Source organism: Streptomyces sp. NPDC057900 (genome assembly GCF_042887885.1).
GTDB lineage: Bacteria > Actinomycetota > Actinomycetes > Streptomycetales > Streptomycetaceae > Streptomyces.
The window spans coordinates 235,296-256,801 of the sequence record NZ_JBHVOI010000010.1; the positions used below are offsets into that span (position 1 = coordinate 235,296).

Annotated in this window: 20 protein-coding genes; 11 read left to right on the plus strand and 9 right to left on the minus strand. The window is 71.7% G+C overall.

Translation table 11 applies throughout. From position 1 onward, the window contains the following. From meaB to ACFVQ0_RS29540, 3 genes are all read left to right on the plus strand, one after another. Positions 1 to 984 carry a methylmalonyl Co-A mutase-associated GTPase MeaB gene (gene meaB / locus ACFVQ0_RS29530; protein WP_390092242.1) on the plus strand — a complete coding sequence of 328 codons (984 nt, stop codon included), beginning with the start codon at positions 1 to 3 and terminating at the stop codon, positions 982 to 984. Positions 985 to 1,228: 244 nt separating this feature from the next. Continuing rightward, positions 1,229 to 2,473 (plus strand): transcription termination factor Rho, encoded by a 1,245-nt coding sequence (gene rho / locus ACFVQ0_RS29535; RefSeq protein WP_390092264.1) that lies wholly within the window; start codon positions 1,229 to 1,231, stop codon positions 2,471 to 2,473. Between the two features lie 58 nt (positions 2,474 to 2,531). Then, positions 2,532 to 3,530: an aldo/keto reductase family protein gene (locus tag ACFVQ0_RS29540; protein WP_390092243.1), complete on the plus strand. Its 999-nt coding sequence runs from the start codon at positions 2,532 to 2,534 to the stop codon at positions 3,528 to 3,530. 63 nt (positions 3,531 to 3,593) lie between these two features. Here ACFVQ0_RS29540 and ACFVQ0_RS29545 read toward each other — a convergent pair whose 3' ends face one another. The 4 genes from ACFVQ0_RS29545 to ACFVQ0_RS29560 form a co-directional block, all read right to left on the minus strand. Beyond that, on the minus strand, positions 3,594 to 4,955 hold the full coding sequence (locus tag ACFVQ0_RS29545) for an NAD(P)/FAD-dependent oxidoreductase (protein WP_390092244.1): 1,362 nt from the start codon (positions 4,953 to 4,955) through the stop codon (positions 3,594 to 3,596). A gap of 131 nt (positions 4,956 to 5,086) precedes the next feature. Beyond that, the gene (locus ACFVQ0_RS29550; protein WP_390092265.1) at positions 5,087 to 5,431 is read right to left on the minus strand and encodes a hypothetical protein; all 345 of its coding nucleotides are present in this window, start codon (positions 5,429 to 5,431) and stop codon (positions 5,087 to 5,089) included. A 35-nt stretch (positions 5,432 to 5,466) separates the two neighbouring features. Continuing rightward, positions 5,467 to 7,197: a cytochrome c oxidase subunit I gene (gene ctaD, locus ACFVQ0_RS29555; protein ID WP_390092245.1), complete on the minus strand. Its 1,731-nt coding sequence runs from the start codon at positions 7,195 to 7,197 to the stop codon at positions 5,467 to 5,469. Between the two features lie 325 nt (positions 7,198 to 7,522). Continuing rightward, positions 7,523 to 9,745 (minus strand): NADP-dependent isocitrate dehydrogenase, encoded by a 2,223-nt coding sequence (locus tag ACFVQ0_RS29560; RefSeq protein ID WP_390092246.1) that lies wholly within the window; start codon positions 9,743 to 9,745, stop codon positions 7,523 to 7,525. A gap of 205 nt (positions 9,746 to 9,950) precedes the next feature. On the opposite strand from ACFVQ0_RS29560, the gene ACFVQ0_RS29565 reads away from it, so the two are divergent. Further along, positions 9,951 to 10,451, plus strand: a complete 501-nt coding sequence (locus tag ACFVQ0_RS29565; protein ID WP_390092247.1) for a tetratricopeptide repeat protein — start codon at positions 9,951 to 9,953, stop codon at positions 10,449 to 10,451. Positions 10,452 to 10,465: 14 nt separating this feature from the next. On the opposite strand, the gene ACFVQ0_RS29570 is transcribed toward ACFVQ0_RS29565, so the two are convergent. Further along, entirely contained in the window at positions 10,466 to 11,497 is a 1,032-nt protein-coding gene (locus tag ACFVQ0_RS29570; protein WP_390092248.1) for a glutathione S-transferase family protein, read from the minus strand. 82 nt (positions 11,498 to 11,579) lie between these two features. Beyond that, complete coding sequence (locus ACFVQ0_RS29575) at positions 11,580 to 13,073, minus strand: MFS transporter (protein WP_390092249.1); 1,494 nt, start codon at positions 13,071 to 13,073, stop codon at positions 11,580 to 11,582. A 229-nt stretch (positions 13,074 to 13,302) separates the two neighbouring features. Here ACFVQ0_RS29575 and ACFVQ0_RS29580 point away from each other — a divergent pair, with 229 nt between their 5' ends. From ACFVQ0_RS29580 to ACFVQ0_RS29600, 5 genes are all read left to right on the plus strand, one after another. After that, positions 13,303 to 13,698, plus strand: coding sequence for a molybdopterin-binding protein (locus tag ACFVQ0_RS29580; RefSeq protein WP_123467041.1), 396 nt, complete (start codon positions 13,303 to 13,305; stop codon positions 13,696 to 13,698). 344 nt (positions 13,699 to 14,042) lie between these two features. Further along, a complete protein-coding gene (gene dhaK, locus ACFVQ0_RS29585) occupies positions 14,043 to 15,029 on the plus strand; it encodes a dihydroxyacetone kinase subunit DhaK (protein WP_390092250.1) in 987 nt (328 codons plus the stop codon). Positions 15,030 to 15,085: 56 nt separating this feature from the next. Then, positions 15,086 to 15,700 (plus strand): dihydroxyacetone kinase subunit DhaL, encoded by a 615-nt coding sequence (gene dhaL / locus ACFVQ0_RS29590; RefSeq protein ID WP_390092251.1) that lies wholly within the window; start codon positions 15,086 to 15,088, stop codon positions 15,698 to 15,700. Continuing rightward, positions 15,697 to 16,107, plus strand: coding sequence for a PTS fructose transporter subunit IIA (locus ACFVQ0_RS29595; RefSeq protein ID WP_390092252.1), 411 nt, complete (start codon positions 15,697 to 15,699; stop codon positions 16,105 to 16,107). The genes dhaL and ACFVQ0_RS29595 overlap by 4 nt, the downstream gene beginning before the upstream one ends. Positions 16,108 to 16,165: 58 nt before the next feature. Next, positions 16,166 to 16,672 carry an NUDIX domain-containing protein gene (locus ACFVQ0_RS29600; protein ID WP_390092253.1) on the plus strand — a complete coding sequence of 169 codons (507 nt, stop codon included), beginning with the start codon at positions 16,166 to 16,168 and terminating at the stop codon, positions 16,670 to 16,672. 12 nt (positions 16,673 to 16,684) lie between these two features. On the opposite strand, the gene abc-f is transcribed toward ACFVQ0_RS29600, so the two are convergent. The 3 genes from abc-f to ACFVQ0_RS29615 all read right to left on the minus strand — a co-directional run bounded on the left by abc-f (position 16,685) and on the right by ACFVQ0_RS29615 (position 19,887). Continuing rightward, the gene (gene abc-f, locus ACFVQ0_RS29605) at positions 16,685 to 18,328 is read right to left on the minus strand and encodes a ribosomal protection-like ABC-F family protein (RefSeq protein WP_390092254.1); all 1,644 of its coding nucleotides are present in this window, start codon (positions 18,326 to 18,328) and stop codon (positions 16,685 to 16,687) included. A gap of 267 nt (positions 18,329 to 18,595) precedes the next feature. After that, positions 18,596 to 19,534 (minus strand): M56 family metallopeptidase, encoded by a 939-nt coding sequence (locus ACFVQ0_RS29610; RefSeq protein WP_390092255.1) that lies wholly within the window; start codon positions 19,532 to 19,534, stop codon positions 18,596 to 18,598. Then, positions 19,531 to 19,887 carry a BlaI/MecI/CopY family transcriptional regulator gene (locus ACFVQ0_RS29615; protein ID WP_390092266.1) on the minus strand — a complete coding sequence of 119 codons (357 nt, stop codon included), beginning with the start codon at positions 19,885 to 19,887 and terminating at the stop codon, positions 19,531 to 19,533. Before ACFVQ0_RS29615 ends, ACFVQ0_RS29610 begins: the two co-directional genes overlap by 4 nt. 267 nt (positions 19,888 to 20,154) lie before the next feature. Between ACFVQ0_RS29615 and ACFVQ0_RS29620 the strand changes: the two genes are divergently transcribed. Then, positions 20,155 to 20,799: a DedA family protein gene (locus ACFVQ0_RS29620; protein ID WP_390092267.1), complete on the plus strand. Its 645-nt coding sequence runs from the start codon at positions 20,155 to 20,157 to the stop codon at positions 20,797 to 20,799. After that, positions 20,799 to 21,413: a phosphatase PAP2 family protein gene (locus ACFVQ0_RS29625; protein WP_390092256.1), complete on the plus strand. Its 615-nt coding sequence runs from the start codon at positions 20,799 to 20,801 to the stop codon at positions 21,411 to 21,413. Before ACFVQ0_RS29620 ends, ACFVQ0_RS29625 begins: the two co-directional genes overlap by 1 nt. Positions 21,414 to 21,506: the final 93 nt, after the last annotated feature.

A 21,506-nucleotide genomic window follows, 5' to 3' on the forward strand; every position in this document is an offset into this window, starting at 1 on the left:
ATGGCCCCGAAGATCGATCTCGACAGCTACGCGAAGGGCGTACTCGACGGGAAGCGGGCGCATATCGCGCGCGCCATCACGCTCGTCGAGTCCACCCACCCCGACCACCGCGCACTGGCCCAGCAACTGCTGCGGGAGCTCCTGCCGCACTCCGGCAGCGCCCGCCGCATCGGCATCAGCGGGGTGCCCGGAGTCGGCAAGTCCACGTTCATCGACGCCCTCGGCACGATGCTCACCGGCCTCGGGCACCGGGTCGCGGTGCTGGCCGTCGACCCGTCGTCCAGCCGTACCGGCGGCTCCATCCTGGGCGACAAGACCCGGATGGAGCGGCTCGCGGTGGACCCGGCGGCGTTCGTACGCCCCTCCCCCACCGCCGGCACGCTGGGCGGGGTCGCCAAGGCGACCCGCGAGTCCATCGTGGTGATGGAGGCGGCGGGGTACGACGTGGTGCTGGTGGAGACGGTGGGGGTCGGCCAGTCGGAGACGGCGGTCGCCAATATGGTCGACACGTTTCTGCTGCTGACCCTGGCACGGACCGGTGACCAGTTGCAGGGCATCAAGAAGGGTGTGCTGGAGCTCGCCGACGCCATCGCGGTGAACAAGGCCGACGGACCGCACGAACGCGATGCCCGCTCCGCCGCACGTGAACTCGCGGGCGCGCTGCGGCTGATGCACCCTCCGGACGCGTCCTGGACCCCGCCGGTACTGACGTGCAGCGCCCGCGAGGGCAGCGGCCTCGACACCCTGTGGGAGCGGCTGGAACAGCACCGGACCCTGCTCGAATCGACCGGCCGGCTGGCGGCCAAACGGCGTGAGCAGCAGGTCGACTGGACCTGGACAATGGTCCGCGACGAGCTGCTGGAGAGCCTGCGCAGCCACCCGGGAGTCCGGGCGCTCGCACCGGAACTCGAACTGAAGGTCCGGGAAGGCACCCTGCCCGCCACGCTGGCCGCCGAACAGATCCTGGAGGCGTTCCGCGCCTGAAGCGTGTCCCGTGGCCGCCCCCGGCGTGCGGCGTCAGCTCATGACGCCGCACGCGGGTCGCCACCTCGCCGAACGCGCCGGCCCGTGACCTCCGGGCGCGGGCCGTGCTACATTGCCATTGGTACGTGTGTACGCCTTGAAATTCAGGCGCCGGTACCGGTTCATTTCTCATCACGCTGACGCGCCCGCCCATTCCGGTCGGCGATCCGGCGTTATCGCGTTCTATTCCTCAGTCCGGCACGGGCTGTCCCACCGGACTTTCCTGCCCGTCGCACGGGGCGTGACGACTCCGCCCCCGTTTCTGCCGGGCCCCTTCATTCGCATGTCCGCGAAAGGACCACCCCGCATGACCACCACACTCGAACACCCCGTGACCACCGAACCCGCCGCCCGCACGGCCGCGGCCGGTGTCCTCGACATCACCCAGCAGGGGCACGGCACCCTGCGCCCCGCCGACGGCCACGCCACCCCGCGCGACGTCCAGGTACCGGCCGCGCTCATCCGCCGGCACGGCCTGCGCAAGGGCGACGCCGTCGAGGGGACCTGCGACCGGCCCCGTGCCCTGAGCACCGTCGTCCGCGTCAACGGCCTTCCCCCGCAGGCCCTTCGGGGCCGGCCGCACTTCCGTGACCTCACCCCGCTCCACCCCCGTCGGCGACTGCGGCTGGAAACCCCCTCGGGCAGCCCGTCGACACGCGTCGTCGACCTCGTCGCACCTGTCGGCAAGGGCCAGCGCGGACTCATCGTGGCACCGCCCAGGACCGGCAAGACGGTCCTGCTCCAGCAGATCGCGGCCTCGGTCGCCGAGAACCACCCCGAGTGCCACCTGATGGTGGTGCTGCTCGACGAACGCCCCGAGGAGGTCACCGACATGCGGCGATCGGTACGGGGCGAGGTCTACGCCTCCACCTTCGACCGGCCCGCCAAGGAGCACATCGCGCTGGCCGAGCTCGCACTCGAACGCGCCAAGCGGCTGGTCGAGCAGGGCCGGGACGTCGTCATCCTGCTGGACTCCCTCACCCGGCTGTGCCGGGCCCACAACAACGCGGCCTCGGTCGGCGGCCGCACCCTCAGCGGCGGTGTCGACGCGGCGGCCCTGCTCGGGCCCAAGCGCCTCTTCGGAGCCGCGCGGCTCACCGAGGAGGGCGGCTCCCTCACCATCCTGGCCACGGCACTCGTGGAGACCGGCTCACGCGCCGACGAGTACTTCTTCGAGGAGCTGAAGGGGACCGGCAACATGGAGCTGCGGCTCGACCGCGCCCTCGCCGAGAAGCGCGTCCACCCGGCCGTGAACATCGCCGCCTCCGGGACCCGCCGCGACGAACTCCTCGTACCGGCCGAGGAACTGACCGCCGTACGCGGTCTGCGGCGCGCCCTGCACTCCAGGGACGCGCAGACCTCGCTCGAAACGCTGCTGGACCGGCTCCGGCGCACCCCGGACAACGCCGCCTTCCTCGAACTGATCCACCACACGGTGCCGACCGCCTGAGCGGCGGTCACGCGTCCTACCATGTAGCGGCACTTACCAGCAGAGGGAGAGCAGCCCCATGGAATTCCGCCGACTCGGCCGCAGCGGTCTGACGATCAGCGAGATCGCGTACGGAAACTGGCTCACCCACGGCTCCCAGGTGGAGGAGGACGCGGCGCTCGCCTGCATCCGTGCCGCCCTGGACGCCGGGATCACCACCTTCGACACCGCGGACGTCTACGCGCAGACGCGGGCGGAGGCGGTGCTCGGACGGGCCCTCAAGGACGAACGGCGCGAAGGGCTGGAGATCTTCACCAAGGTCTACTTCCCGACCGGTCCCGGGCAGAACGACCGGGGGCTCGGCCGCAAGCACATCATGGAGTCGATCGACAACTCACTGCGCCGGCTCCAGACCGACCACGTCGACCTCTACCAGGCGCACCGCTACGACCACACCACGCCGCTGGAGGAGACGATGGAGGCGTTCGCCGACGTCGTCCGCTCCGGCAAGGCGCACTACATCGGCGTATCGGAGTGGACGGCCGGGCAGCTGCGCGCCGGGCACGCGCTGGCCCGCGAACTGCGGGTGCCGTTCATCTCCAACCAGCCGCAGTACTCGGCGTTGTGGCGGGTCATCGAGGACGAGGTGGTGCCCGCGTCCGAGGAGCTCGGCATCGGCCAGATCGTCTGGTCGCCGATCGCCCAGGGCGCGCTCACCGGCAAGTACCGGCCCGGTGCGCCGCTGCCGGCGGGCTCGCGTGCGACGGACGACAAGGGCGGGGCCGACATGGTCGCCGACTGGCTGCGCGACGAGGTGCTGGAGCAGGTGCAGCTGCTGCGTCCGCTGGCCGAGCAGGCCGGTCTGAGCATGGCGCAGCTCGCGGTCGCGTGGGTGCTGCAGAATTCCAACGTCTCCGCCGCGATCATCGGCGCCTCGCGTCCCGAGCAGGTCACGGAGAACGCCGTGGCGGCCGGTGTCCGGCTGGACGCGGACCTGCTGAAGGCCGTCGACCAGATCCTGGAACCGGTGGCGCGGCGCGACCCCGGGCTCACCGCCGGGCACGAGAAGAACAGCTGACAGGAGAGTGGCGGGGCCCGGCCGGATTCCGGCCGGGCCCCGCTACTGTGCCGCTGCGCGGGGTCACATCCCGGTGTGCAGCGCGGCGGTGTGCTCGCGGACCTGTTCCGGAGTGAGGTAGCTGTCCGTGTATTCGAAGTCGCGCAGGGTGGCGGGTTTGCGGGACTGGAATCCGGTGCGGACGAAGTCGTCGCCCGCGGCCGCGTTGATCAGCCAGTTGGTCATGACCCTCGCCTTGGCCACATTGGTCCGCAGCGCCGACCAGTGGTAGCCGCGGGCCACGGCCTGGGCGCCGATCCCGTGCATCTCGATGCCGAGGGGCTTGGAGACGGCGTCCTTGCCGCCGAGGTCCACGACGAGCCCGAGATCCTTATGGACGTATGGCTGGAGTGGCTGGTTGCGGAGGGTGGCCAGCAGGTTGTCGGCGACCTTGCGGCCCTGGCGCATCGCGTGCTGCGCGGTGGGCGGGCAGACCGCGCCGTCGCCCTTGACCAGGTCGGGGACGGCCGCCGCGTCACCGAGGGCGAAGATGCCGTCGTGGCCGGGCAGGCTCATGTCGGGGGTGACCGCCAGCCGGCCGCGTACCGTCTCCGCGTCGAAGGTGGCGACCAGCGGGCTGGCGGTGACGCCCGCCGTCCAGATCAGCGTGCGGCAGGGCAGCACACGGCCGTCGGTGAAGGTCACCTTGTCGGGGCCGGCCTCGGCGATCGACACCCCGAGGGACACTTCGATCCCCCGCTCGCGCAGCACCTTCAGCGCGCTCTCACCGAGCTTGTCGCCCAGTTCGGGCATGAGCTTGGGGGCGATGTCGATCAGATGCCATTTGATCAGCTTGGGATCGAGCCTGGGATAGTGCCGGACGGCGTTGGTGGTCAGCCGCTGCAGGCAGGCCGCCGTCTCGGTGCCCGCGTAACCGCCGCCGACCACGACGAACTGCAGCCGCGAGGCCCGCTCCTCCTCGTCGTGGCTGGCGTCCGCGAGATCGAGCTGAGCGATGACGTGATCGCGCACGAAGGCGGCCTCCGCCAGGGTCTTCATGCCCCGGGCGTTGTCGAGCAGCCCGGGGATGTCGAAGGTGCGGGTGACGCTTCCCGGGCTGAGCACGATGTAGTCGTAGCGCTCGTTGACGACCTCGTCGGTGATCTTGCGGATCACGCAGACCTTCGCCAGCGGGTCCACTCCGATGGCCCCGCCGGGAATGATCCTGGTGCGGTGCCGGCTGCTGCGGCGCAGTGATACCGCGACCGACTGCGGGGTGAGGACGCCCGAGGCCACCTGGGGCAGCAGGGGCAGATAGAGCTGGTAGGAGAACGGGGCCACGAGTGCGATGTCGGCCTCGCCGGGACGGAGCCGGCGTTCCAGACGGCGTACGCACTCGACCCCGGCAAAACCGGCTCCGACAACGAGAATCCTGGGTCGTGCCACAGTGTTCGTCCCTTCTCGGGGTCATGCACGGTCATCCGTTCGCCTGCCCCGTCGCACGCGCACGTCACCTCCCATCTTCACGAGACAGCGGTGACTTCGCCTGCTGGGGCGGCGGAACGGACGACCGGTGCTCACCTGACCAGGTACGTCACCACTGTGCAGGCGCCGCCGGCCGTCCCCAGGCAGACCACGGCGGCGGCCGCGACGCAGCGCGCCCGCAGCGTGCGGTAGCGCCGGCTGTACTCACCGCGCAGCTCACTGGCGCGGGCGCAGACCCGGAGCAGCATGACCCGCGAGGCCTCGGCCCGGTCGGCGGCGTAGACCCGTTCCACGTCCTCGCGCTGGGCGGTGGTGAGCCAGGGCAGCTCGTCGGTGAAGCGGCGGGCGTACCGGCGAGCCTGCTCGATCTCGGCGTTCCACAGCAGGTAGCCCTCCATCTGGGCCAGCCCGCGGGCACTGTCCTTCTCGGGGTCGATGGACACCCGGTCCTCCTCTCCGCCGGCCCGCCCGCTCACGCCTGCTTGTCCCCCGGAGCGACCGTGACCGAGCGGTCGAGGCGGTTGGACACGTCATCGAGCTCACGCACGGAGGGGTGGTGCACGTCGAACGCCGGGGACTCGGAACGGATCCGGGGCAGGGTGACGAAGTTGTGCCGGGGCGGCGGGCAGGAGGTCGCCCACTCCAGCGAACGGCCGTAGCCCCACGGGTCGTCGACCTCGATCTTCTCGCCGTACTTGGCCGTCTTCCACACGTTGTACAGGAACGGGAGCATCGACAGTCCGAGCAGGAACGAGGAGATCGTCGAGATGGTGTTCAGCGTGGTGAAGCCGTCCACGGCGAGGTAGTCCGCGTAGCGGCGCGGCATGCCCTCGGCGCCCAGCCAGTGCTGCACCAGGAACGTGCCGTGGAAGCCCACGAACAGCGTCCAGAAGGTGATCTTGCCGAGACGCTCGTCCAGCATCTTGCCGGTGAACTTCGGCCACCAGAAGTGGAATCCGGCGAACATCGCGAAGACCACGGTGCCGAAGACCACGTAGTGGAAGTGCGCCACCACGAAGTACGAGTCCGAGACGTGGAAGTCCATCGGGGGCGACGCGAGGATCACACCGGTCAGGCCGCCGAAGAGGAAGGTGACGAGAAAGCCGATGGACCAGAGCATGGGGGTCTCGAAGGACAGCGAGCCCTTCCACATCGTGCCGATCCAGTTGAAGAACTTCACCCCGGTCGGCACGGCGATGAGGAACGTCATGAACGAGAAGAACGGCAGCAGCACACCGCCGGTGACGTACATGTGGTGGGCCCACACGGTCACGGACAGACCCGCGATGGCGATCGTCGCGCCGACCAGGCCGATGTATCCGAAGATCGGTTTCCGGCTGAAGACCGGGATGATCTCGGTGACGATCCCGAAGAACGGGAGCGCGATGATGTAGACCTCCGGATGGCCGAAGAACCAGAAGAGGTGCTGCCAGAGCAGCGCGCCGCCGTTGGCCGCGTCGAAGACGTGCGCGCCGAACTTCCGGTCCGCCTCCAGTGCCAGGAGCGCGGCGGCGAGGACCGGGAAGGCCAGCAGGACCAGGACGGCGGTCAGCAGGACGTTCCAGACGAAGATCGGCATGCGGAACATCGTCATGCCGGGTGCGCGCATGCAGATGATCGTGGTGATGAAGTTGACCGAGCCGAGGATCGTGCCGAATCCGGAGAAGGCCAGACCCATGATCCACATATCGGCGCCGACGCCCGGCGAGCGGACCGCGTCGGTCAGCGGGGAGTAGGCGAACCAGCCGAAGTCGGCCGCGCCCTGCGGGGTGAGGAAGCCGGCCACCGCGATGATCGAGCCGAAGAGGTAGAGCCAGTACGCGAACATGTTCAGCCGCGGGAACGCCACGTCGGGCGCGCCGATCTGCAGCGGCATGATCCAGTTGGTGAATCCGGCGAACAGCGGTGTCGCGAACATGAGCAGCATGATCGTGCCGTGCATCGTGAACGCCTGGTTGAACTGCTCGTTCGACATGATCTGCGTACCCGGACGGGCCAGCTCGGCGCGCATGAAGAGCGCGAGCAGACCGCCGATGAGGAAGAACGCGAACGAGGTGACCAGGTAGAGCGAGCCGATCGTCTTGTGGTCAGTGGTGGTCATCCACTTGATGACGACGTTTCCCGGTTCCCTGCTGTGTACCGGAAGCTCGTTGGCGTAGGACTCGTCGTCCTGCGCCGTCCCTGTTGTGCCCGTCGTCGTCACTGGGACGCTCCTTCGATTGTCTGCCGCCGGTGGACCGCGCACCCGGCGTGGCGCCGCCTCCACCGGGGTCTGCCGAACGGCCCTGCCCGCACGTCGCGCGCGATTCCGGTTGCAGCAAACCAGCCGGGTGGCCGCCCGACGTGGCCCTGCGCCCGCCGTGGCGCGACATTCACCCGTCAGGGTGTCCCCCGGCGCACTCCGCGGCACCGGTCCGCCGCCGGAAACGGCGCCGCCCCGGCTCGACGGTGTGTCGGCCGGGGCGGAACTGTCACGCGGTGCGGGTGGGGGGAGCGGCGGGGCCTCTCCCCCCGTCCACGGCATCCGGTCAGACGAGGCTCGCGATCGCCTGGTTGAACGTGGCCGACGGCCGCATGACGGCCGAGGCCTTGGCCGGGTCGGGCTGGTAGTAGCCGCCGATGTCCACCGGCTTGCCCTGGACCGCGACCAGCTCGTCGACGATGGTCCCCTCATTCTCGGACAGCGTCTTGGCGAGCGGCGCGAAGGCCTCCGCCAGCTTGGCGTCGGCGGTCTGCTGCGCCAGCTCCTGGGCCCAGTACAGGGCCAGGTAGAAGTGGCTGCCGCGGTTGTCGATGCCGCCGAGCCTGCGGCTGGGCGACTTGTCCTCGTTCAGGAACGTGGCGGTCGCGCGGTCCAGCGTGTCCGCGAGGACCTGGGCGCCGGCGTTGTCCGTCGTCTGCGCGAGGTGCTCGAAGCTGACGGCGAGGGCGAGGAACTCGCCCAGGCTGTCCCAGCGCAGGTAGTTCTCCTTGACGAGCTGCTGCACGTGCTTGGGCGCGGAACCGCCGGCGCCCGTCTCGAACAGGCCGCCGCCGTTCATCAGCGGGACGACGGAGAGCATCTTCGCGCTGGTGCCCAGCTCAAGGATGGGGAACAGGTCGGTGAGGTAGTCACGCAGCACGTTGCCGGTGACCGAGATGGTGTCCTCGCCGCGGCGGATGCGCTCCAGGGAGAACGCGGTGGCCTTCTCCGGGGTCATGATCTCGATCTGGAGACCGTCGGTGTCGTGGTCCGCCAGGTAGGTCCTGACCTTGGCGATCAACTGCGCGTCGTGGGCGCGGGTCTCGTCGAGCCAGAACACGGCCGGGTTGCCGGTCGCGCGGGCGCGGGTGACGGCGAGCTTGACCCAGTCCTGGATCGGCAGGTCCTTGGTCTGGCACATCCGGAAGATGTCACCGGCACCCACGGTCTGCTCCAGCACGGCGTTGCCGGCGGCGTCGACGACGCGCACGGTGCCCGTGGCGGGGATCTCGAAGGTCTTGTCGTGGCTGCCGTACTCCTCGGCCTTCTGTGCCATCAGACCGACGTTGGGCACCGAGCCCATGGTGGCCGGGTCGAAGGCGCCGTGCGCACGGCAGTCGTCGATCACGACCTGGTAGACACCCGCGTAGCTGCTGTCCGGCAGGACGGCGATGGTGTCGGCCTCGCCGCCGTCCGGGCCCCACATGTGGCCGGAGGTGCGGATCATGGCCGGCATGGAGGCGTCCACGATGACGTCGCTGGGGACGTGCAGGTTGGTGATGCCCTTGTCCGAGTCGACCATCGCCAGGGCGGGACCCTCGGCGAGCTCGGCCTCGAAGGACGCCTTGATCTCGGCGCCGACGTGCGGCACCGAGTCGAGGCCCTTGAGGATCCCGCCGAGGCCGTCGTTCGGGGTCAGGCCCGCGGCGGCGAGGACGTCGCCGTACTTGGCGAAGGTGTTCGGGAAGAAGGCGCGGACCACGTGGCCGAAGATGATCGGGTCGGAGACCTTCATCATCGTGGCCTTGAGGTGCACGGAGAACAGGACGTCCTCGGACTTGGCTCGGGCGATCTGCGCGGTGAAGAACTCGCGCAGCGCGGCGACGCGCATGACGGCGGCGTCGACGACCTCACCGGCGAGCACGGGTACGGACTCACGCAGCACGGTGGTGGTGCCGTCGTCGCCCACCAGCTCGATGCGCAGGGAGCCGGGCTCGGTGATCACGGCGGACTTCTCGGTGGAACGGAAGTCGTCGACGCCCATGGTCGCGACGTTCGTCTTCGAGTCGGCGGTCCAGGCGCCCATGCGGTGCGGGTGCGTCTTGGCGTAGTTCTTGACCGACGCGGGGGCGCGGCGGTCGGAGTTGCCCTCGCGCAGGACCGGGTTGACGGCGCTGCCCTTGACCTTGTCGTAGCGCGCGCGGACGTCCTTGTCCTCGTCGCTCTGCGGGTCGTCCGGGTAGTCCGGGAGCGCATAGCCCTGCTCCTGGAGCTCCGCGATCGCGGCCTTCAGCTGCGGGATCGACGCCGAGACGTTCGGCAGCTTGATGATGTTGGCGCCGGGGGTGGTGGCCAGCGCGCCGAGCTCCGCGAGCGCGTCGTCGATGCGCTGGTTCTCCTGGAGGCTGTCGGGGAAGCTGGCGATGATCCGGCCCGCCAGGGAGATGTCACGGCTCTCCACGGTGACCCCGGCCTTGGAGGCGTAGGCCTCGATCACCGGCAGGAACGAATACGTCGCCAGGGCCGGGGCCTCGTCGGTGTGTGTATAGATGATGGTCGAGTCAGTCACCCTGTGCTCCGCTCCACGTCTGCAACATTGCTTGACATCAAGATATCTCGTGACCGCGGCTGCCTCGACAGGGCCCTGCCCCGCACGGGCCGGAACCCGCCGCACCGCCGCGCGGCCCGGCGGCCGGCGCGTACGCCGCCGGGCTTTGCCTTTGATTTGCCGTATCGCCGCGGCCCTGGCAGCGTGCGGCGGTATGAGTGGCGGTATGAGCGCGGAAATCGAACACGGCGACCCGGCGGCGCTGGCGGTGCGGCTGCGCGAGCAGAAGAGCCCGGAGGCCCACGAGCGGCTGCTGGCCCTGGCGGCGCGCTGTCCCGAAGACGCCGCGGTCGCCTACCAGACCGCCTGGTCGCACGACTCCCTCGGCCTGGAGGCGCAGGCCGTGCCGTTCTACGAGCGGGCACTGGCGGGTCCGGGGCTTCTGGCCGAGGACCGTCACGGGGCCTTCCTCGGCCTCGGCAGCACGCTGCGGGTGCTGGGCCGCTACGAGGCGGCGCACGGGGTGTTCCGCCGCGGTCTGGAGGAGTTCGCGCACGATGCCTCGCTGCTGACCTTCCTGGCCATGACGCTGTACAACCTCGGTGACTCCCGCGAAGCCGTACGGACCCTGCTCAGGGTCACGGCGGCCACCAGCGCGGACGACCGGGTCCGGTCGTACCGGCCGACGATCGAGTACTACGCCGACCGTCTGGACGAGACGGAGTAAGGGCGCGGTGGCTGTCAGGGCCGCCCCTTGGCCGGGACCTCCTCGCCGGCCTTCACCGGCCCCGGCGGGGTGCCGTCGCCGAAGGGCCTGCCGCCCAGCTGTTCGCGGTGGTGCGGGGACAGCCAGCCCGACAGGTCGGGGCCGACGGGCACGATGCCGGTGGGGTTGATGCCCGTGTGGACCCGGTAGTAGTGCTGCTTGATGTGGTGGAAGTCGACCGTGTCACCGAAGCCGGGGGTCTGGTACAGGTCCCTGGCGTAGGCCCACAGCACCGGGTCCTCGGTCAGTTTCGAGCGGTTGCACTTGAAGTGGCCGTGGTACACGGCGTCGAAGCGCACGAGTGTGGTGAAGAGCCGGATGTCGGCCTCTGTGACGGTGTCGCCCACCAGGTAGCGCCGGTCCGCGAGGCGCTGGGACACCAGGTCCAGGCGGCGGAACACATCCGCGTACGCGGCCTCGTACTCCCGCTGTCCGGCCGCGAACCCGGCCCGGTACACGCCGTTGTTCACGTCGCGGTAGACGCCCTCCATGACCTCGTCGATCTCCTCGCGCAGCGGCTCGGGGTAGAGATCGGGTGCCCCGGGACGGTGCAGCGCGGTCCATTCGGTGGCGAAGTCCAGGGTGATCCGCTGGTAGTCGTTGGTGACGAGCTTGCCGCTGGGGATGTCGACGACGGCGGGGACGCTGACTCCGCCGGGGTACCCGCTCTCCCGCTTGTCGTACGCCTCGCTGAGGTACTTGATGCCGAGCACCGGGTCCCGGTCGTCCTCGTCGAGCGTGAAGCGCCAGCTGCGGTCGTCCTGCAGCGGATCGGTGACGGCGAGCGAGAGCGCGTCCTCCAGCCCGAGCAGCCGCCGGGAGACCAGGGCGCGGCTCGCCCAGGGGCAGGCGCGGCTGACGACCAGGCGGTAGCGGCCCGCCTCGACGGGCCAGCCGTCCCGGCCGTCGGCGGTGATCCGGTCGGCGAAATGGCTCCTGGACCGCTTGAAGGGCTTGTGCCCGTACTCGTTGTTGCCGTCCGGTTCGGTGCCGGCTGAATCGTTCATGGTGTTTCTCCCTGCGCCGGGGCCTGAGGACTTGTGCCGGATCAGGCCGGGTTCGCGGATCGCGGATCGTGGTGACGGCGCCTCACGGGGCGGCGGGCTGCCGGTCGTGGCTTCTCCCCCGCCGTACCCCACGGACGTCGGCCAGGGCCACGATCAGCCCGGCCAGCACGAAGGCGACGGATACGACCAGCCCGTGGTCGTACGCGCTGGACCAGCCGGCCGAACCCATCCGGGCGAAGAACACCGAGCCGACAGCGGCGATCCCGATCGCCGAGCCGACGCGCTGGCCGGTCTGGAGGGTGCCGCCGGCGCTGCCCGCGGTGGCCACCGGCACCTGGGACAGGGTCAGGGTCTGGTTGGGTGCGATGACCAGGCCGCTGCCGAGACCGGCCAGCAACAGCGGGGCTGCCATCGCCCAGCCCGCGCCCCTGCCGGGCACCAGGTGGACGGCGAGCGCGGTGGCCCCGAGTCCGATGGCCACGGTCGCCATGCCGATGACGACGAGCGGGCGCCCGTACCGGCCGACCAGCCTGCCGCCGGGGCTCGCGGCGACGGCGGACCCGAGGGCGAAGGGCGTGATCGCGAGGCCCGCCATCAGGGCGGTGTAGTGCAGTCCGCTCTGCAGATAGAGCGTGGTGATGAAGAAGATCGAGGTGAATCCCGCGAAGTACAGCAGGATCAGCAGACACCCCAGCCAGTAGGACCGGACGCGGAAGAGCGAGAGGTTCACCACCGGCTGGGTGCCCCTGCGGGAGCACCGGGCCTCCCAGCCGACGAAGGCGGCGAGCAGCACGGCGGCCACGGGCAGGAACAGCCATTTGCCGTCGCCCGGCCACTGGCGCGACTGGACGAAGGGCAGCAGCAGCGCCAGCACCCCGGAGCCCAGCAGCAGCACTCCGACCGGGTCCAGGTCCCGCAGCCGCACCGGGCCGGCGGACGGAGTGTCCGGCAGCAGCCGGTGGGCCAGGAGCAGGCAGACGGCCCCGAGCGGCAGGTTGACGTAGAAGACCCAGCGCCAGCCCTCCTCCGCGCCGGCCGCCTGGATCAGGAGTCCGCCCAGCAGCGGGCCGACGGCGGTGGAGATGCCGACCACGGTGCCGAACATGCCGAAGGCCCGGCCCCGTTCTCGGCCGGAGAACATCTGCTGGATGAGGGCGGAGATCTGCGGCGACACCAGGCCGCCCGCCAAGCCCTGGACCAGTCGGGCGATCACCAGCCAGAGGCTTGACTGGGCGGCTCCGCAGGCCGCGGACGACAGGGTGAAGAGCGCCAGCCCGGCCATGAAGACCTGGCGACGCCCCCGGGCGTCGCCGAGCCGTCCGGCGGGAATCAGGAAGAGCCCGAAGGCGAGGGCGTAACCGGACAGCACCCACTGCAGGTCGGACTCCGGGGTGTGCAGGCCCTCCCGGATGGACGGCAGCGCCACGTTGACGATCGACACGTCCAACAGGGTCATGAAGCCTGCGACCAGGCACACCGCGAGCGCCCGCCACCGCCGGGGATCGGGCGCGTCCGGCCCGTCGGCGGACTCCGCACCCCGCCCCCCTGATCCCCGGTACGCCGCGCTGTCTGCCATGGCTCGCACCCTAGGTCGCACGCCCCGATTCCTCATCCCGGCAGGGCCACCCGGCCGTGCGCCGCGCGCTACATTGGCGCGGTCACCGCTATGCGGACGCGAGACGGAACGGGGCCGGCCGCCCTGCGCCGGCCGGTGTCGCGAGAACGAGCGCCGACTGTTCGCGCCTGCCGCGAAATACCAAGAAAAAGCTTGCACATGCAAGTAATACTCACCTAAGGTGCGGCATATGCAGTCCTACACAATCGGGCAGGCCGCCCGCCTGCTGGGCGTCAGCCCGGACACCGCGCGCCGCTGGGCGGACGCCGGCCGCGTGGCGACCCATCGCGAGGACGGCGGGCGCCGCCTCATCGACGGCCGCGATCTGGCGGCGTTCTCCGTGGAGGTCGCCCAGGGCGGCGCCGGCGAGGACGACGCGTCCTACACCTCGGCCCGCAACGCGTTCCCCGGCATCGTCACCGCCGTCAAGCTCGGGGACGTGGCGGCCCAGGTGGAGATCCAGGCCGGTCCGCACCGGCTCGTGTCGCTGCTGACCAGGGAAGCGGTCGAGGAGCTCGGGCTTGAGGTGGGCATGCAGGCCACCGCCCGGGTGAAGTCGACCAGCGTGCACATCGACCGCACCTGACCGGACGCGACCGGTCTATCTCCCTGCGTCTGCGGCATGACGGCGTCCGGCACCACCGGCACACGCCGACACCACTGGCACCACCGACACCACTTGCACCACGGGCGCCGATGAGCGCGACTACGCGTCCGACCGCGGCGCTTCGGTGCGCCCTCGGGACGCTCCTCACCGCGGCGAGGACGGCCCGTCAGTAGACTCGGCCGCGAGCCGCCAACGGTCCCGTCCGACCCCGACCGCGCAAGGCCGTGCACCACCGGGATCAACGACTCACGAAGCGGCCCCTGAGCTGCGAGAACCTGATCAGGGCGCCACCTGATGGCCCTACTGGGAGGTTACCGTTGAAGATGCTGATCAACGTCCCCGAGACCGTGGTCGCGGATGCCCTGCGCGGGATGGCCGCCGCCCATCCGGAACTGACCGTGGATGTCGAGAACCGCGTCGTCGTACGGCGTGACGCGCCCGTGGCCGGAAAGGCCGCCCTGGTCTCCGGTGGCGGCTCCGGGCACGAGCCGTTGCATGCCGGGTTCGTCGGGCCGGGGATGCTGTCGGCCGCGTGTGCGGGCGAGGTGTTCACGTCCCCGGTGCCGGATCAGATGGTGCGGGCCGCCGCCGCCGTCGACAGCGGAGCGGGCGTGCTCTTCGTCGTCAAGAACTACACCGGCGACGTGCTCAACTTCGAGATGGCGGCGGAGCTGGCCGAGGAGGAGGGGGTACGGGTCGCCCAGGTGCTCGTCAACGACGATGTCGCGGTCACGGACAGCCTCTTCACGGCGGGGCGGCGGGGCACGGGGGCGACGCTGTTCGTCGAGAAGATCGCCGGTGCGGCGGCCGAGGAGGGTGCTCCGCTGGACCGGGTGGCGGCGATCGCGCGGCAGGTGAACGAGTCGTCGCGCAGTTTCGGGGTGGCGCTGACCTCCGTGACCACGCCCGCCAAGGGCTCGCCCACCTTCGATCTGCCCGCGGGCGAACTCGAACTCGGGATCGGGATCCACGGCGAACCGGGGCGTGAACGGCGTCCGATGATGACGTCGGGGGAGATCGCGGACTTCGCGGTGGACGCGGTGCTGGAGGACCTGCGGCCGCACGGCCCGGTGATCGCCCTGGTCAACGGGATGGGGGCGACACCGCTGCTGGAGCTGTACGGGTTCAACGCCGAGGTGCAGCGGGTGCTGTCCGAGCGGGGCGTCGCCGTGGCTCGTACGCTCGTCGGAAACTACGTGACCTCGCTCGACATGGCCGGCTGTTCGGTGACGCTCTGCCAGGTGGACGAGGAGCTGGTGCGGCTCTGGGACGCGCCGGTGGAGACCCCCGCACTGCGCTGGGGCCGTTGAGTCTCTCCCGCCCCGCCGTTGCCTGTGCCCCACCCCGATGGACCCAAGGAGATCATGTGCTCGACACCGACTTCTTCCGCCGCTGGATGACCACGACCGCCGCCGCCGTGGACCGCGAGGCGTCGAATCTCACCGACCTCGACTCGGCGATCGGGGACGCCGACCACGGCAGCAATCTCCAGCGCGGATTCACCGCGGTGACGGCCGCCCTCGGCAAGGAACCGCCGCAGACGCCGGGGGCGGTACTGATATGTGCCGGACGGCAGTTGATCTCCACCGTCGGAGGGGCGTCCGGCCCGCTGTACGGGACGCTGCTGCGGCGTACCGGAAAGGAGCTGGGTGACGCCCCCGCCGTGACCCGCGACGAGCTGGCGCGGGCGCTCGGAGCGGGCGTGGCGGCGGTGGCCCAGCTGGGCGGGGCCCAGGCCGGGGACAAGACGATGCTCGATGCGCTGCTGCCGGCGGCCGAAGCGCTCGGGACGTCGTTCGAGGCGGCGCGGGACGCGGCACGGGCGGGCGCGCTGGCGACCGTGCCCCTGCGGGCGCGCAAGGGCCGGGCGAGCTATCTGGGCGAACGGAGCATCGGGCACCAGGATCCGGGAGCCACGTCCTCCGCGCTGCTGATCGACGCGCTGGCGGAGACCGGCGACGCCGCCGGGGGCGCCGCATGAGCGCGGACAAGCAGGTCGGAATCGTGCTCGTCTCGCACAGCGGGCCGGTGGCGGAGGCGGTCGCCGCGCTGGCCAGGGGGCTCGCGGCCGGTGGCGCGACCGCCCCGGTGGCCGCCGCGGGCGGCACACCCGCGGGCGGCCTCGGAACAAGTGCGGAGCTCATCGCGGAGGCGGCCAGATCGGTGGACGCAGGCGCCGGTGTCGCCGTACTCGTCGACCTGGGCAGTGCGGTGCTCACGGTCAAGGCGATGCTGGCCGAGGGCGACGAACTCCCGGACGGGGCACGGCTGGTGGATGCCCCACTGGTGGAGGGTGCGGTGGCCGCGGTGGTCACCGCGTCGGCGGGCGGCGACCTCGACGCCGTGGCGGCCGCCGCGACGGAGGCGTACGACTACCGCAAGCTGTAGGCCGGGGCCGCCGTGTCGCCGGGCGCGGTCCCCGGCCCCTTCGCCCACACTTGACGGCATGTCACCGAACGAGCGGCGCAGCGCCGGGCTCCTCCTCTTCCGCACCACCGGGGAATCCGGCCTGGAAGTCCTCCTCGGCCACATGGGCGGCCCGTTCTGGGCGGGCCGGGAGAGCGCGGCGTGGTCGGTGCCGAAGGGCGAGTACGGCCCCGAGGAGGAGGCCGCGGCCGCGGCCCGGCGGGAGTTCGGGGAGGAGTTCGGCCACCCGGCCCCGGCCGGAGCGTGGCTGGCGCTGGGCGAGTCCCGGCAGTCCGGCGGCAAGACCGTGACGGTGTGGGCGCTGGAGGCCGACCTCGATCCGGCGACGGCCGTTCCGGGGACGTTCACGATGGAGTGGCCCCGGGGGTCCGGCGTGCGGCGGGAGTTCCCGGAGATCGACCGGTTCGCCTGGTGCCCCCCGGAGGTGGCCGCCGAGCGTCTCGTCAAAGGGCAGCGGGTCTTCGTGGACCGGCTGCGCGAAGTGCTGAGGGGCGAGCGGAGGCCGTCCGCGCCGGGCGGGTCCTGAGCCGCCGACCCGTCAGGGGCCCCCGGCCGGCGCGCCCCCGCGGAGTTCGAGCCGGTCGCCGGTGAAGCGGCCGCGGAAGCCCCGGTCGTGCGAGACGACCACGACAGCGCCCGGGTAGGCCGCCAGGGCAGCTTCCAGCTCCTCCACCAGGTCGAGGGCGATGTGGTTCGTCGGCTCGTCGAGCACCAGCAGATCGGCGGGGCGGGTGACCAGCCGGGCCAGCGCCAGCCTGCGCTGCTGGCCGACGGAGAGGTCGGCCACCGGAACGCCCAGATCCTCGGGGCGGAACAGTCCGAGAGCGAGAAGCGGACCGGTGTGTTCGTCGGCGTGACCGGGGCGTCCCGCCGCGAAGGTCGCCAGGAGCGTGCGGCGGGTGGGCCGGGCGGGGAGTTCCTGCGGGAGGTACCCGATCCGGGCCCGGCGGCGCACCGTGCCGCTCCCGGGGGCGAGGTCTCCGGCCAGGATCCTCAGCAGGGTCGACTTGCCGGCGCCGTTGGGCCCGGTGACCAGCAGGCGCTGCCCGGCCGTCACCCGCAGTGCGGGCATGCGCAGCCGGTGTCCGACCGAGACGGAGTCGAGCTCCACCAGTGGGCCCCGCGGCGGTTCGCCCTCGGCGGCGAGGTCCAGTCGGGCGGTGAAGCGCAGTGGCCGGGGCGGGGCGGGAACCGGGGCCCGGTGCAGCGCCTCCAGTCGGGTCCTGGCGGCTCTGACCTGACCGGAGAGCTTGGCCTCGTGCGAGCGGCGGTGCTTGCCGAAACCCTCCCCCGGGTCGCTCCCGGTACCGGCGAGCCGCCGGCCCGTGGCGCTCACCAGTTCTTCTGTGCGGGCCAGTTCGTCCAGCCACTCCTGATGGTCCTGAGCCCAGCGGCGCCGGGCGGCCGCCTTCGCCGTGCGGTAGCCGTGCCAGCCGTCGCCGTAGGTGACGACGCCGCGCAGGTCGCGGTCCACCTCGACGATGACCGTGGTGGTCCGCTCCAGGAACGCCCGGTCATGGGTGATCACGACGGCGGTGCCCCGGTGGGCGCGCAGCTGGTCCTCCAGCCAGGTGGTGGCCTTGAGGTCGAGGTGGTTGGTCGGTTCGTCGAGCAGCAGCAGTTCGGGGGCGGACGCCAGCACGCAGGCGAGCGCGAGCCGGGACTGCTCGCCGCCGGAGAGGGTGCCGAGCCGGCGCTCCCTGGTGAGGTGTCCGAGTCCTAGGCCGTGCAACGCCGCGTCGACCCGGGTGTCGGCCAGGTAGCCGCCGCGTTCCTCGTACTCGGTCAGCAGGTCTCCGTATGCGGCGAGCCGGGCGTCGTCCGGGCCGCCGGGTTCGGCGAGTGCGGCTTCGGCCGTGCGGATCCGCCGCTCCAGCGCGCGGAGTCCGGACAGGGCCGTGTCGACGGCGTCCTGAACGGTGTGGGCGGGGTCCAGCGCGAGTGTCTGGGAGAGGTAGCCGGTGCCGCCGGGGAAGCGGACGGTGATCTCGCCGCTGTCCGGTGTCTCCGCCCCGGCCAGCAGCCGCAGGAGCGTGGACTTCCCGGAGCCGTTCTCGCCGATGACTCCGACGCGGTCGCCGGGGCGGACGGTGAGCGACACCTGGTCGAGGACGGTGCGGTCTCCGTACGCCTTGGAGACGTCCTTCAGGGCGAGTTGGGCGCGGTCGTGCTTGGGGGACATGGGTCGCTCTTCCTCGGATGACATGCCTACGCGGCCCGTGACCGGGCGCGGCGGGCGGGGATGCCGGACAGGCGGAGGGGCGGTGCCACGTGGGTGGGCCACGCGGGCCGACGGCGACGCTCGGCGTCGCGCGGGGTGGCGCCCCGGGCCGGAATCAGCGGAAGAAGTAGTACGAACCCATGGGTGTCAGTGTAGGCACGGGGCGCGGGGCTGTCAGGTCACTTTCCGCCCCGTCGGTACCCGGCCGTGTCCGGTCCCGGGCAGCGGCTACGGGGTCTCGCCCTGGGCGGTCTCGATGCTGCTGTGCAGGTCGTGCGTCGCGTCGAGAGCGGCCGCTCCCGAGACGGCCAGGCATGCGATCAGGGCCGCCGCCGCGGCGCGGCCGACGCGCGGGTGCGCGGCGGTGCGGCCGAGGAGGGCGGCGACCCTGCGCGGGACGGGCCCGGCCGCCGCGGAGAGCGCCGGTGCGGGGCGGGGCGGGGCTGTTCCTCCGGCCGTCCGGGTGGCGAGGGCGGCGCGCCCGATGGCGCGGGCGGCGACCGCGCGGTTCCCGACGGCTTGCGCGGCGGCCTCGTCGGCGCAGCGTTCCAGCGCGTATCCCATGGGTGCGCGCAGGGCGCGGAGCGCCGGGTGGCAGCGGGCGGACAGCTCGGCGGCGACGAGGTACAGGTGGTGGCGCCCGGTGAGGTGCGCGCGCTCGTGGGCCAGGAGTGCGTCACGTTCGACGGGGTCCAAGGCGTTCAGCATCCCGGTGGTGACGACGATCCGGCCGGGTCTGCCGGGCCGTCCGGGCAGCGCGTAGGCGTCGGGTCGGGCATCCCGCAGCACGGCGAGCTCGCTCCCCCGGTCCGGCTCCGGGCCGGCGCCCCGGTGGAGCTGGGCCCAGTGGCCGCGCGCCGCACGGGTCACGGCCGCGGCGCAGCCGAGGAGCAGCACGAGCGCGGCGGCGGCGAGCGGGACGGCGAGGGCCGGTTCGGCGGCGGCAAGCGGGCGTACGAACTCTCCGGCGGCGGCCACGGCGGACAGCCGGGCGGCGCCGGGCACCACCAGCAGGGCCAGCGCGCACACGGTGCACAGGGCCAGGCCCGCGCCCGTCGCGGTGAGCAGCCGGACGGCCCGCCGGGGAGACAGCGCGTCCGCGAGCCGGCGGGCGGCCGGAACGACCAGGAACGGCACCAGCAGCGGAATCCATACGGCGTAGATCATCCGGCCTCCCCGTCGAGCAGCTCGCGCAGGAGCCGCTCGTCCTCGTCGCTGAGCTGCGAGACGAAGCGTGCCAGTACGGTGCCGCGGTCCTCGTCCTTGCGAAGTTCGCTGTGCATCCGGCGGGCGGTCAGCCCGGCGGCGTCCTCCGTGGGGGTGTAGGCGAACCCGCGTCCGGACCTGGTGCGGGCGACCGAGCCCTTCTCGTGGAGGCGCGACAGGATGGTGGTGACGGTGGTCCGCGCGAGTTCCGCCCCGATCGCTCCCTGCACCTGGCCGGCGGTGAGCGGTGCACCCGCTGCCCAAAGGGCCGCCAGGATCGTGGATTCGAGCTCACCGGACGGACGCCGCTCCACCGGTGTCTGACCGGCGTCCGGTGCCTGCGGGGCGGGCTGCCGCCGGGCCGGGGGCGTCTTCCCGGTGCCCGGTCCTTCGTGCGGCCGGGGGGCGGATTCTCCGTCGGATATTCCGTTCACCTGTGGCATGGGAACTCTCCTCCCCCTTCGAGCGTCTACAGTGATGTAGACCGTCTACATCACTGTAGTCAGTCCGGGTGTTCCACCGGGGCACCCGCTCACCATTATGGGAGAACCTCCACCGTGTCCGTACTTGCACTGGCGGCCATGCCGCAAGCGGTGAACCTGCTGGACGCCGGTTCGCTGCTCGGCACGTTCGGCGCGCTCGGCGTCGCCGTCGTGCTCTTCGCCGAGACGGGGCTGCTTGTCGGCTTCTTCCTGCCCGGCGATTCCCTGCTGTTCACGGCAGGCCTGCTGAGCGTCGACGGGGCCCACGGCCCGGTCGGGCTGTCGCTGCCTCAGGTGCTGCTCGCGGCGGTGGCCGGAGCGCTGCTCGGCGCGCAGACGGGCTACTGGCTCGGCCGCCGGGGCGGCCGGGCCCTGCTCGCCCGCACCCGCTCCGGGCGACTGCACGAGGGTGCGGAGCGCGCCGCGGAGCTGCTCGCCAGATACGGGCACGCCCGCGCGATCGTGCTGGCCCGCTTCGTCCCCGTCGTACGCACGGTGCTCAATCCGCTGGCCGGCGCGCTGGACGTCCCGGCCAGGGTGTTCGCCCTGTGGCAGGTCATCGGTGGCGTGGTCTGGACGGCCGGGCTGGTCCTCGCCGGATACGCGCTGGGGTCCTCGGTCCCGAACGTCGACCGGTACCTGCTTCCGATCGTGGCTCTCGTGGTCGTGGTCTCCCTCATCCCGCTCGCCGCCGAACTGCTCCGCTCCCGTAACCGGAGTGCTGCCGAAGGAGACAAGAACTGATGCCGCTCGCCTCCGCGGCCACCTCGATCGACGGTGGGCTGTACACCTGGGTCACCGAGCTGGCCCAGCGCTCCCCCGCCGTCCTGGACACCGCCGTCCGCCTGTGGTCGGACTACGGGCTCGCCCTGTTCGCGGTGCTCATGCTCGCGTCCTGGTGGCGTTCCCGGTCGTCGGACCCGGCGCGTACCGCCATGGCGCTCTGCGCCCCGCTCGTCGTCGTGGCCACGTATCTCGTCAACGATGTGGTGAAGTCCGCCTTTCACGAGCAACGCCCCTGCCACACGCTGCATGTCGTGACGGTGGAGGCGTGCCCGGCGCTCGGCGACTGGTCCTTCCCCAGCAATCACGCCGCCATCGCCGCGGCGGCCGCGACGGCGATCTGGCTGGCCGACCGGCGGCTCGGAGCGGTCGCGGTGCCGGCCGCGCTGCTGATGGCGGCGTCCCGGGTATGGATCGGCGCGCACTACCCGCACGATGTGCTCTTCGGGCTGCTGATCGGCGCGCTGGTCGCCTGGCCGCTGACTGTCGCGGCCGGCCGCTGCGCACCCGCGGTGGTCCGGTTGCGTGACACCCGGCTGCGACCACTGGTGGCGGTGGGGACAAGCCGCCTCTAGGGCGTGTCGTCAAACTGCCGTCGTTGCCCGTAGGGCGGCCGGGCGGCGTCAGGTGCGTGCTCTCGGCGTGCCGGCCCCAGGCCCCTGTACTGG

What these genes read in the sequence shown, in the direction of transcription:
- ACFVQ0_RS29610 (WP_390092255.1), bottom strand. Translation starts at nt 19,534, where the DNA reads ATGATCTACGCCGTATGGATTCCGCTGCTGGTGCCGTTCCTGGTCGTT.
- abc-f (WP_390092254.1), bottom strand. Translation starts at nt 18,328, where the DNA reads ATGTCCCCCAAGCACGACCGCGCCCAACTCGCCCTGAAGGACGTCTCC.
- ACFVQ0_RS29580 (WP_123467041.1), top strand. Translation starts at nt 13,303, where the DNA reads ATGCAGTCCTACACAATCGGGCAGGCCGCCCGCCTGCTGGGCGTCAGC.
- ACFVQ0_RS29625 (WP_390092256.1), top strand. Translation starts at nt 20,799, where the DNA reads ATGCCGCTCGCCTCCGCGGCCACCTCGATCGACGGTGGGCTGTACACC.
- meaB (WP_390092242.1), top strand. Translation starts at nt 1, where the DNA reads ATGGCCCCGAAGATCGATCTCGACAGCTACGCGAAGGGCGTACTCGAC.
- ACFVQ0_RS29540 (WP_390092243.1), top strand. Translation starts at nt 2,532, where the DNA reads ATGGAATTCCGCCGACTCGGCCGCAGCGGTCTGACGATCAGCGAGATC.
- ACFVQ0_RS29575 (WP_390092249.1), bottom strand. Translation starts at nt 13,073, where the DNA reads ATGGCAGACAGCGCGGCGTACCGGGGATCAGGGGGGCGGGGTGCGGAG.
- ACFVQ0_RS29595 (WP_390092252.1), top strand. Translation starts at nt 15,697, where the DNA reads ATGAGCGCGGACAAGCAGGTCGGAATCGTGCTCGTCTCGCACAGCGGG.
- ACFVQ0_RS29600 (WP_390092253.1), top strand. Translation starts at nt 16,166, where the DNA reads ATGTCACCGAACGAGCGGCGCAGCGCCGGGCTCCTCCTCTTCCGCACC.
- ACFVQ0_RS29565 (WP_390092247.1), top strand. Translation starts at nt 9,951, where the DNA reads ATGAGCGCGGAAATCGAACACGGCGACCCGGCGGCGCTGGCGGTGCGG.
- ACFVQ0_RS29570 (WP_390092248.1), bottom strand. Translation starts at nt 11,497, where the DNA reads ATGAACGATTCAGCCGGCACCGAACCGGACGGCAACAACGAGTACGGG.
- ACFVQ0_RS29620 (WP_390092267.1), top strand. Translation starts at nt 20,155, where the DNA reads ATGCCGCAAGCGGTGAACCTGCTGGACGCCGGTTCGCTGCTCGGCACG.
- dhaK (WP_390092250.1), top strand. Translation starts at nt 14,043, where the DNA reads ATGCTGATCAACGTCCCCGAGACCGTGGTCGCGGATGCCCTGCGCGGG.